This window comes from Shinella sp. (genome assembly GCF_035998705.1).
Classification (GTDB): domain Bacteria; phylum Pseudomonadota; class Alphaproteobacteria; order Rhizobiales; family Rhizobiaceae; genus Shinella.
Genome location: NZ_DASYHH010000032.1, coordinates 19497 through 29486, shown reverse-complemented (window position 1 = coordinate 29486; position 9990 = coordinate 19497). Strand labels below are relative to the sequence as shown.

The 9990-nt window shown below is 64.9% G+C and carries 8 protein-coding genes; 1 reads left to right on the top strand and 7 read right to left on the bottom strand.

The genetic code is table 11. The features are described 5' to 3' along the window. Positions 1 to 263 precede the first annotated feature (263 nt). The 7 genes from VGN93_RS28225 to VGN93_RS28195 all read right to left on the bottom strand — a co-directional run bounded on the left by VGN93_RS28225 (position 264) and on the right by VGN93_RS28195 (position 9032). Entirely contained in the window at positions 264 to 1859 is a 1596-nt protein-coding gene (locus tag VGN93_RS28225) for a GMC family oxidoreductase (RefSeq protein WP_327510250.1), read from the bottom strand. Further along, positions 1859 to 3355, bottom strand: a complete 1497-nt coding sequence (locus tag VGN93_RS28220) for an aldehyde dehydrogenase family protein (RefSeq protein ID WP_327510249.1) — start codon at positions 3353 to 3355, stop codon at positions 1859 to 1861. The genes VGN93_RS28225 and VGN93_RS28220 overlap by 1 nt, the downstream gene beginning before the upstream one ends. A 21-nt stretch (positions 3356 to 3376) precedes the next feature. After that, positions 3377 to 4411: a zinc-dependent alcohol dehydrogenase gene (locus tag VGN93_RS28215; RefSeq protein ID WP_327510248.1), complete on the bottom strand. Its 1035-nt coding sequence runs from the start codon at positions 4409 to 4411 to the stop codon at positions 3377 to 3379. After that, complete coding sequence (locus VGN93_RS28210; RefSeq protein WP_327510247.1) at positions 4411 to 5352, bottom strand: ABC transporter permease; 942 nt, start codon at positions 5350 to 5352, stop codon at positions 4411 to 4413. Before VGN93_RS28210 ends, VGN93_RS28215 begins: the two co-directional genes overlap by 1 nt. A 7-nt stretch (positions 5353 to 5359) precedes the next feature. Then, positions 5360 to 6865 (bottom strand): sugar ABC transporter ATP-binding protein, encoded by a 1506-nt coding sequence (locus VGN93_RS28205; protein ID WP_327510246.1) that lies wholly within the window; start codon positions 6863 to 6865, stop codon positions 5360 to 5362. A gap of 10 nt (positions 6866 to 6875) precedes the next feature. After that, complete coding sequence (locus VGN93_RS28200) at positions 6876 to 7841, bottom strand: ABC transporter permease (RefSeq protein ID WP_327510245.1); 966 nt, start codon at positions 7839 to 7841, stop codon at positions 6876 to 6878. Positions 7842 to 7916: 75 nt separating this feature from the next. Beyond that, on the bottom strand, positions 7917 to 9032 hold the full coding sequence (locus tag VGN93_RS28195; RefSeq protein WP_327510244.1) for a sugar ABC transporter substrate-binding protein: 1116 nt from the start codon (positions 9030 to 9032) through the stop codon (positions 7917 to 7919). 274 nt (positions 9033 to 9306) lie between these two features. On the opposite strand from VGN93_RS28195, the gene VGN93_RS28190 reads away from it, so the two are divergent. Then, positions 9307 to 9960, top strand: coding sequence for a TetR/AcrR family transcriptional regulator (locus VGN93_RS28190; RefSeq protein ID WP_256120357.1), 654 nt, complete (start codon positions 9307 to 9309; stop codon positions 9958 to 9960). Positions 9961 to 9990 lie beyond the last annotated feature (30 nt).

The window sequence follows — 9990 nt, the reverse complement described above, 5'->3', positions numbered from 1 at the left end:
TCGCTTTCGCCCGCCTCATACGCGCAAACCTCATGCATCGCCGCCGAACAGACCGCCTGCTGAAGCCACCACCAGACCCGCCGCAAGACACCAGCCAGATGGTGCTCGAATGGGCCTGAATTTAAACCGGACACCTGTGGGTCAAGCCCGAGCATGACGGAGGAGAGGTTTGGCGCCTTTGGATCAATAAACTCAGCGCGTGGGGGACCAACGAATAAGGGCGGCCGTTCGGCCGACCTTTTTTGCTTGGAAGTTAAACTGGATCACGCATTGCCGCGGATCATGTCCGCCGCCTTCTCGCCGATCATGATCGTCGCCGCATTGGTGTTGGAGCCGACGAGGCTGGGCATGGTGGAGCTGTCGCAGATGCGGATGCCGTCGAGGCCGTGCACGCGCAGTTGCGGATCGACCACCGACAGGGCGTCGCGCCCCATCTTGCAGGTGCAGGTCGGGTGATAGGAGGTGCGGCCGAACTGGCGCGTATAGGCGATGTAATCCGCCTCCGTGCGCACGTTTCTGTCCGGGAAATGCAGGGTCTTGATGTATTTCTGCAAGGACTTCTGGGCGAAGATTTCCTGGCTGATTTTGACACCCTCGACCGAGATCCTCATGTCGTCCGGATCGCTCAAAAAGTTCGGGTCGATGACCGGCAGCGCGCGCGGATCGGCCGAGCGCAGCGTCACCGTGCCGCGGGATTTCGGCCGCAGCGTATAGGAATTGAGCGTGATGCCGGAAGAGCCCTTCGGCACGCCGGGAACGCCCGCTTCGGCACCGGCACCTGCGAGGAAATGGAATTGCAGGTCCGGCGTCGGGTTCGCCTTGTCGCCATACCAGAAGGCACCGCCCTCCACCACGTTGGAGGTGATGGGGCCGGAGTTGAACAGCGCATATTGAATGCCCGCCCAGATCGACCAGTGCAGCTTGTTGTATTTGTCCAGGCTGTCGTGGTTCTTCAGTTCCGCGACGATATCGACGCCGAAATGGTCCTGCAGGTTCTGGCCGACGCCGGACAGGTCCTGCACCACATCAATGCCATGGCTTCTCAGCGTATCGGCCGGGCCGACGCCCGACAGCATCATCAGCTTCGGCGTGCCGATGGCGCCGGAGGTGAGCAGCACTTCGCTGTCGGCCCGCGCCGTCCGCCGCTTGCCGGCGACCTCGAAATCGACGCCCACGGCGCGGCGGCCTTCGAAGACCACGCGCAGCACGAGCGCGCCGGTGACCACTGTCAGATTCTTGCGCTTCAGCGCCGGGCGCAGATAGCCGACGGCGGCCGAGCAGCGGCGGTTGTCGCGCGTCGTCGTCTGGTAGACGCCGGCGCCTTCCTGCACCGGGCCGTTGAAATCCGGATTGTAGGGAATGCCGGCTTCCTGGCAGCTCTGCACGAAGGCGCGTGTCATGCGCTGGGGTTCTGGAATGTTCGAGACACCGAGCGGGCCATCCGTGCCGTGCCAGGCGCCGGAGAGAATGGAATTACCCTCCGAGCGCAAAAAGTATTTCTGGATGTCCCTGAAGCCCCAGCCCTCGGCGCCCTCCTCCACCCAGCGGTCGTAATCGCCGGGCACGCCGCGGGTGAAAACCTCGGCATTGATGGAGGAGCCGCCGCCCAGCACCTTGGCCTGCGCGTAGAGGATCTCGCGGTTGTTGGCGTGTTTCTGCGGCGCGGTCTTCAGGCCCCAGGTCAGCGGCCCCGTCGTCATCTTGGCAAAGCCGACGGGCATGTGGATCAACGGATTGGTATCGCGCCCGCCCGCCTCGATGAGGCAGACGCGCGCGGACGGATTTTCGGACAGCCGCGCCGCCAGCACGCAACCCGACGTGCCGCCGCCGACGATCACATAGTCGTAGCCCTCTGCCATCATGCGATCCAATGCGTGCGCTTGCCGATCTCGATATGAACGGATTTCACCTGCGTGTACTCCTCCACCCCGTAGACGCCCGCCTCGCGGCCCCAGCCGGACTGCTTGAAGCCGCCGAGCGGCATTTCGGGACCGCCCGCCATGATCGTGTTGACCCAGAAGCGCCCGGCGCGAACCCGGCGGCTCACCGTCAGCGCCTTGTCGATATCCTTCGTCCAGACGCTCGCCGCAAGCCCATAGACCGTATCATTGGCAAGCTGGATGGCTTCTTCCACCGTGTCGAAGTGCATGGAGCAGAGAACCGGGCCGAAAATCTCGTCGCGGGCGATCGCCATGTCGCGGGACACGCCGGAAAACAGCGTCGGCGCGATATACTGGCCGCGGCCGAGATCGACCGGGCCGCCGCCGGCCAGCAGCGTCGCCCCCGCCGCCTTGCCCTTGGCGATATAATCGAGGATCGTGGCGTTCTGCGCTTCCGTGGTGATCGCGCCGACCTGTGTCGCCTCGTCCAGCGGATCGCCGACGCGGATCTTGGCCATCTTCTCCACCAGCAGCTTTTCGAACTCGGCGGCGACGGAGCGCTCGACGATCAGGCGGGACGAAGAGACGCAGCACTGCCCGGTGTTGAAGCTGATGCCGAAGGCGGCGCCGTCTGCGGCGTCCTCCAGGTTGGAATCGGCGAAGACGACGATCGGGTTCTTGCCGCCGAGTTCGAGGCCGAGCTTCTTGAAATTGCTGTCGGCGGCGGCGTGCACGCAGGACCGGCCGACCGCCGTGGAGCCGGTGAAGGACAGCATGTCGACGTCCGCGTGCTCCGACAAAGCTTGGCCGATGGTGCGGCCGGAGCCGGTGACGACATTGTAGACGCCGGCGGGCAGGCCAGCCTCGGCGAGCACTTCGGCGAGAAGCAGCGTCGTGGCAGCGGTGACCTCGGAGGGCTTCACGACCATGGTGCAGCCGGAGGCGAGGATGAAGGGCACGCGTTCGCAGAGAATGAGGAACGGGAAATTCCACGGCGTGATCAGGCCGACAACGCCGATCGGCTCGCGCAGCACCATGCCGAAGAGATCGTCGCCGAGCGAATTGAAGCTGTCGCCGTGCAGCAGGCGGGCGGCACCGGCGCCGACCTCGAAACAGGCGATGCAATGGTCGATCTCGCCGCGCGCCTGGGAGATCGGCTTGCCGTTTTCCAGCGCTTCCCAATAGGCGATCTCGTCGCGGCGGCGGCGCAGCCCTTCGGCGACGCGCAAGAGCACGCTGCCGCGCGCGGCGCCCGAAAGGCCGGACCAGCGGCGATCCTCGAAGGCGCGCCGCGCTGCGGCGACGGCGCCGTTGAGGTCGTCGACCGTGCAGCGCACCGTGCGGGTGACGGGCGTGCCGTGGCCGGGCGAGGCGCGCTCGAAGTGCTCCGCGCCGTCCTTCCAGTCACCATCGACGAAGAAGCCGAAGGTGCGCGCTGCGGTCGGGGGCGAAAGGAACGGGGTCTTCTGATCCATGGGATCCTCCACTTCGATTGTTTATGCCGCGATGGCGATTTGCGTCTTCAGGTCCTGCGGCCGGTCGGCCAGCGTCTCGAAAGCCTCCTGGATGCGCTCCAGCGGGTAGCTCGCCTTGGTGAAATTCCCGGTCCGGAAACGGCCATGCGACAGCAGCGTCAGCGCGTCGTGCATGTCCTCGCCCATGCCGGCGACGGAGCCCTTCAGGCTGCCCTCCTCCAGCACGGTCCGGAGGATTTCGACGGGCACGGTGTCGCCCGGCGGCGTGATGCCGAAGAAGGCGACATGGCCGCCGCGGCGCGCGAGGTCGAAGGCCTGCTCATAGAGCCGCTTGTTGCCGACGCTTTCGATCACCAGGTCCGCGCCGCGCCCGCCGGTCATTTCCAGCACGGTCTGTTTCAAAAAATTCGAATCGGACACCGCCGCATCCGCCCCTGCCTCGATCGCCATGCGGCAGCGCTCAGCCGAAAGGTCGGTGACGATGATCGGGGCCGCGCCGGTGAGGCGCATCATCTGGACATGCAGGTTGCCGATCGGCCCGGCGCCGAAGATGACGACGGACTGGCCGAAGGTGGCCTTCGCCTTGCGCGCCGCGCGAACGACGCAGGCGACGGGCTCGGTCAGCGCCAGCACCGCGTCGTCTATGTCGCCCGTCACTGGGATTGCGAGCCGCGCCGGCACCGCGACGAATTCGGCAAAGGCGCCGTCGCGGCCGATGCCGACCTGGGTGACCTCGGCGCAGTTCAGCACCTCGTTGCGCCGGCAGAAGAAGCAGGTGCCGCAGCCGATATTGATGTCGACCACCACCCGCGTGCCGACGTCGAGATGGCGCACATTGGCGCCGCGCTCGGCAATGGTGCCGCAGAATTCGTGGCCGGGGATGAGCGGCAGCTTGTCGGCGGCGTAGTGGCCGTTGAAGATATGGATATCCGTGCCGCAGATGCCGGTGCGTGTGACCCGCACCAGCACGTCCTCCGGGCCGATGGCCGGCACGGGGACGTCGCGCAGTTCGAAGCGTTTCGGGGCGGTGAGGACGGCGGCGCGCATCGTGCCCATCACTTCACCGTACGCAGCTTGGCGCGGTCGATGGTGAGCGCAATCGCGACGATCAGCACCACGCCGAACACCATCTGCTGGCGCGTCGCGTCGATCTCGAAATAGAGCATGGAGGCGCGGATGACGGCGACGATGAGCGTGCCGACGACCGTATTGACCACCCCGCCGACACCGCCCGTGAGCGGCGTGCCGCCGACGAGCACGGCAACGATGGCCGGCAGCAGGAAGCCGTTGGCGATCGTCGGCGCGCCGCCCGACAGTTTCACCGCGAAGAGCAGGCCGGCAATGGCGGCAAGCGCCCCGGAAATCGCAAAGGCAAGAATCTTGTAGCGCGCGACGTTGAGGCCGGAGGCTGCCGCCGCAAGCTCGCCGGCGCCGACCGCCTTCAGCGCCCGCCCGAGCGTCGTTCGCCGTTCGATGAACAGGCAGATGGCGACCAGCACCGCGGCGATCAGCAGTTCATGCGGCACGCCCCAGGTGCGGCCGATCATCCAGCCGAAGGTTTCGTTGCGCTGGACGGCATCCATGTTGAGCGCGCGCTGGCCGGAAAGCCATTGCGCAATCGAGAAGGCGACGCCGCCGATGGCGAGCGTGGAGATGAAGGAGGGCACGAAAAGCCGGGTCGTCACATAGCCCGACAGCATGCCGAGCAGAAAGCCGGCCGCCACGCAGAACACCGCCACCCACGCGCCCATCGAGGCGAGGTAGACGGAGGCGATGACCGTCACCATGTTGGCCATGGACTGGGCGGACAGGTCGATGCCGCCGATATAGATGGCGAAGGTCAGCCCGAGCGCCATGATGAACAGCGGCACGATATCGCCGGCAAGGCCGAGCAGGTTGGTCGGGCGCAGGAAGCCCGGATCGGTAAAGCCGACGATCGCGACGAGCACGACCAGCGTGATCCAGGGTAGGTGCGGTTTGAGGCGCTGAATATCCATTGGTCCCTCAGATCATGTAGTGCAGGAGGTCGTAGGGCGTGGGCTTGGCGCCCGGCTCGCAGGCGAACTGCTTCTGGATGCGACCGTCCTTGACGACGATGATGGTGTGCGACAGGCCGATCGCCTCTTCCAGCGTATCGGCCACCAGCACGATGCCGACGCCGGCCGCACTCATGGCGCGGATCATGTCGTAGACGTCTTCCTTGGCGCCGATGTCGAGGCCGCGCGTCGGGTGGTCGAGCAGCATGATATCCGAGCCGCCGGAGCGCCATTTCGCCAGCACCACCTTCTGCTGGTTGCCGCCGGAAAGGTTGCCGCAATCGGCGAGTTCGGAGTGCGCCTTGATCGAGAGTTTCCTGATCCAGTCGCGCGCCAGCGCCCGCTCTTCGGCCACGCGCAGCACGCCGCCGCGCGAATGGTTCTTCATCTGCGACAGCGTCATGTTCTCGTAGACATTCATGCCCGCGACGATGCCCTCGACCTTGCGCTCGCGCGGTACGTAGCCGACGCCATGCGCGACCGCGTGGCGGGGCGAATAGCCGGCCGCGTCCTCGCCCTTGATGCGAAGCCGCCCGGTCGTCGCCGACAGCATGCCGTAGATGGTGCGCAGGATCGCCTCGCGGCCGGACCCTTCCGTGCCGACCAGACACAGCACCTCGCCGGCATGCAGCTTCAGCGAAATGTCCTGGATGCGGCCGGGCAGACCGACGCGGTCCATCTCGACCAGCACCTTAGAGGCGTCATAGGGCGCCTGCAGGTGCTCGCGGTAATATTGCTTGTCGACGTTGCGGCCGACCATCTTGTGCTGGATCGCTTCCGCCGTAGCACCGCCGCGCGCCACCACGTCGACCACCGCGCCGTCCTTCATGACATAGATGCGGTCCGACAGGTCCATCACCTCGTCCATGCGGTGCGAGACGAAGATGAAGGAGGCGCGGGTGGTCAGTTCCCGCACCAGCTTGAACAGAAGCTGCACCTCGTCCTTGGAGAGAACCGAGGTCGGTTCGTCGAGCAGGATGACGAGGTCGCCCTTCACCCGCTCCTCCAGCGTCAGCACCTTGGCAAGCTCGACGAGCTGGCGCTGCGCGAAGGAGAGTTTCGACGTCACCATGCCGGGATCGATAGCGAGCTTCACCTTGGCGAGCTGGGTCTTCGCCGCCCGCGCCATCGCCTTCCAGTCCACCACGCCGAAGCGCACGAACTGCTGTTCGTAGCCGAGGAAGATGTTTTCCATGACGGTGAGGTTGGGGATGAGCGACTGTTCCTGGAACACCATCCCGATGCCCTTTTCCATCGCCTGGCGCGGATTGGCAAAGCGAACGGGCACGCCCTTGATGAGCACCTGACCGCCATCCGGCTGGTAGGCGCCGTAGATGACCTTCATCAGGGTGGATTTGCCGGCACCGTTCTCGCCGACCAGGCCGACGATCTCGCCACGCTCGACATGGAAGTCGATGGCCTTCAGGGCGTGGACGCCGGGGAATTTCTTGTCGACGGCTTTGAGCTGATACATGGCGCGCGCCTCACTTCACGAAGGAAACCATCTTACGGTCTGTCGACAGCACGACGGCAACGATGACGAGCAGGCCCAGCACCCCGTCCTGGACGAAATCCGGCAGGCCGATGACGACCATGCCATTGTCGATGACGCCGACGATGAGCACGCCGACCAGCGCATTCCACACGCCGCCGATGCCGCCCCACAGCGCCACGCCGCCGACGACGACGGAGGTGATGGAGACGAACATGAAGTTCGAGCCGGTGACGGATTCCGCCTGCCCGATGCGGGCGACGACGAGGATGGCGGCGATGGCATAGAACACGCCGGCCAGCGCAAAACCCGTGACGCGCACCCGAGTGACGTTGAGGCCGGAAGCATGCGCCAGGTCCTCGCCGCCGCCGACGGCGTAGAAATTGCGGCCGAGCGTCGTGTGGGTCTGGATGAACCAGGCGACGAAGAGGAAGAAGGCGGCGATATAGACCATCAGCGGGAAGCCGAGCCAGCGCACGGTGAGCAGGCCGCGGAAGGCCGCGTCGCTGACCTTCACGATGTCGCCGCCGGTGAGCAGGATGGCAGCCCCCGTGCCGACGAAGCCCATGGCAAGACTCGCCATGAAGGAGGGTATCCTGAGCTTGACATGCACCAGACCGTTGAGCAGCCCGATCGCGCCGCCGAGCACCAGCACCAGCGGGATGGCGATCCAGCCCATGCCGCCGAGCGACCCGCCGAGCTGGGCGAAGATGAAGGCGAAGGCGACCGCGGTCAGCGAGATCGTGCCTTCCATGGAAAGATCGATCGATCCCATGACGATGATGAAGGTGACGCCGACGGCGACCATCAGCGCGGGCGCCGAGGCGATCGCGATGCGCGCAAAATTCCTGAGCGAAAAGAAGGTCGGATTGAGCGCGGTGAAAAAGATCACGAGCGCCAGCAGCACCAAAAGCGGCGCCCACTTGATCAAGGTTTCGCGCGATAGGCGACGTGTCACGTCAGACACCCCTCTTCCCGATGAGATTAATTTGAGAGAAAGTGGCGGCAGCGCTCGGGCTGCCGCCGGGCCTGGTCAGGCCTTGTACTGGATCTGGCCGTTCGACGGCCCCCAGAAGTCCTTCCAGTCGTAGGCCGGAACGGAATCGAGATATTTCGCCTTGAATTCCGCCGCATCCTTGGCCGTGACGAGGATCGTCGGGCCGTAGAATTCGCGGTGTTCCTTCGGCTCTTCGGAGGGTTTGAAGGTGCCGATCGCGGCATGGTAGGCGAGCGCCGCGCTGATGCCGCCGCCCCAATGGGGATTGGTGAAGACGGTGGCGAGAAGCTGGCCGTCCATGACCATCTGCACGGCTTCCGGATTGCCGTCATAGGCGACGATCGGCATGTCCTCGATGCCTTCTGCACGCAGCGCCTCGATGACGCCATAGGCGATGTTGTCATTGGCGCAGTGCACGCCCTTGATCTTGTCGCCGTAGCGCGTGAGGAAGGAGGCCATCAGCGCCGCACCCTTCTGGGTGTCCCAGTCGGCCGGCTGCGCATCGAGAAGCTCGATCTTCGGGAAATCCTTCAGCGCATTCTTGAGGCCGTTGAGGCGCTCGACCGCCGGGTTGTTGGCCGCGATGCCGCCGAGATGCACGACGCCGCCCTCGCCGCCCATCGCCTCGAAGAGGATGCGGGCGGTCTGCTCGGCCGGCTGCTCGTCCGACCAGGTCATGTGCGAGACGTAGTTGTCGCCGAAATCCCAAGGATGCAGGTCGTCGGTCTTGTTCCAGATCGTCGAGATATAGGCGCCGGCCGCCTGCACGGCTTCCACGACGGGGCGTGCATTCGGGCTGTCATTGGCGTCGCAGGCGATGGCGCAATTGCCGTTGTTCTTGGCGAGGAACGCCTTGATGTCGGCGAGCGACTTTTCCGTCGAGCCCTCGTTGATGAGGCTCACCAGTGCGCTTTTCGGCTTGCCGAGCGATTCCACGAAGGCCTCGCCGCCGGCGATGACCGAGTTCCAGTAGGCCGACGCCCGGTCGCGGTAGCTCCAGGCGATCGCCGGGTCCGTCAGGGCGGCATGGGCTGCGCCGCGGCCGAGCAGGCCGGGTGCCGCAACAGTGCCGAGGCCGGCGGCGGTCGCCAGCAAGAAGTTGCGACGGCTGACCGTCTCCCGCTCGATGAAATCCTTGATAAAGGTCGACATAGGTTCCTCCCGATTCCCCAATTGAAACGCTTCGCGCGCCGCGGCCGGCTCGACGGACCCGAAGGGGGCTTCCGGCTTTCGCCCGAAGCGCCCCGGAGCGTCTCTCACGCCACTTAACGCACTAACTAGTTACTTCTTTAGTTTCCCCCAAGTCAAGTGGTTTTCAACAGCCGCGCGCCAGGCAATCGTCGCGACCCGCTTTGACGGACGGCGATTTGTACGTGTATGAGTTGCAGGCAAGACATCCCGACTGCGCAAAGGACAGGCCCCGAGCATGACGAGCGAACAGACAGAAAAACCGGTCCGCAAGCCGCGCATCCGGGACGCGGAAGCCACCAAGGCGCGCATTCTCGATGCGGCGAAAAAAGAGTTCGCAAAGAATGGCTTGGGTGGTGCGCGGGTGGACGACATCGCCGAAAAGGCGAAGGCCAACAAACGCATGATCTACCACTATTTCGAGAGCAAGGAGGGCCTGTTCCAGACCGTGCTGGAAGAGGTCTATCTCGACATCCGCAGCGCCGAGCAGAAGCTCCACCTCGAGGATCTCGACCCCAAGGCGGCGCTCGAAAAACTGGTGCGCTTCACCTGGGAATATTACCTGAAGAACCCGGAATTTCTGACGCTGGTCAACAGCGAGAACCTGCACCGCGGCAAGCACCTGAAAAAATCGGAGATCGTCAAGGCATCGAGCCGCAAGCTCGTCAGCATGGTCGATACGCTGCTGGAACGCGGCATCCGCGAGGGCGTTTTCCGCGAGGGCGTCGACCCCGTGCAGCTCAACATCACCATCGCCGCGGTCAACTACTACTACCTGACCAACCGCTTCACCGGCTCGATCATCTACGACCGCGACCTGATGGCGAAGGACGCGCTCGAAGGCCGCATCCACTTCAACATCGAAACGATCATGCGGCTGGTGTGTCGCTAGTTTTTTGAGGGGGCGGGCCGCCTCGGCCCG

Excerpts from the sequence above, each read along its gene's own strand:
- VGN93_RS28205 (WP_327510246.1), bottom strand. The coding sequence starts at position 6,865 with ATGTATCAGCTCAAAGCCGTCGACAAGAAATTCCCCGGCGTCCACGCC.
- VGN93_RS28215 (WP_327510248.1), bottom strand. The coding sequence starts at position 4,411 with ATGGGCACGATGCGCGCCGCCGTCCTCACCGCCCCGAAACGCTTCGAA.
- VGN93_RS28190 (WP_256120357.1), top strand. The coding sequence starts at position 9,307 with ATGACGAGCGAACAGACAGAAAAACCGGTCCGCAAGCCGCGCATCCGG.
- VGN93_RS28195 (WP_327510244.1), bottom strand. The coding sequence starts at position 9,032 with ATGTCGACCTTTATCAAGGATTTCATCGAGCGGGAGACGGTCAGCCGT.
- VGN93_RS28225 (WP_327510250.1), bottom strand. The coding sequence starts at position 1,859 with ATGGCAGAGGGCTACGACTATGTGATCGTCGGCGGCGGCACGTCGGGT.
- VGN93_RS28220 (WP_327510249.1), bottom strand. The coding sequence starts at position 3,355 with ATGGATCAGAAGACCCCGTTCCTTTCGCCCCCGACCGCAGCGCGCACC.
- VGN93_RS28210 (WP_327510247.1), bottom strand. The coding sequence starts at position 5,352 with ATGGATATTCAGCGCCTCAAACCGCACCTACCCTGGATCACGCTGGTC.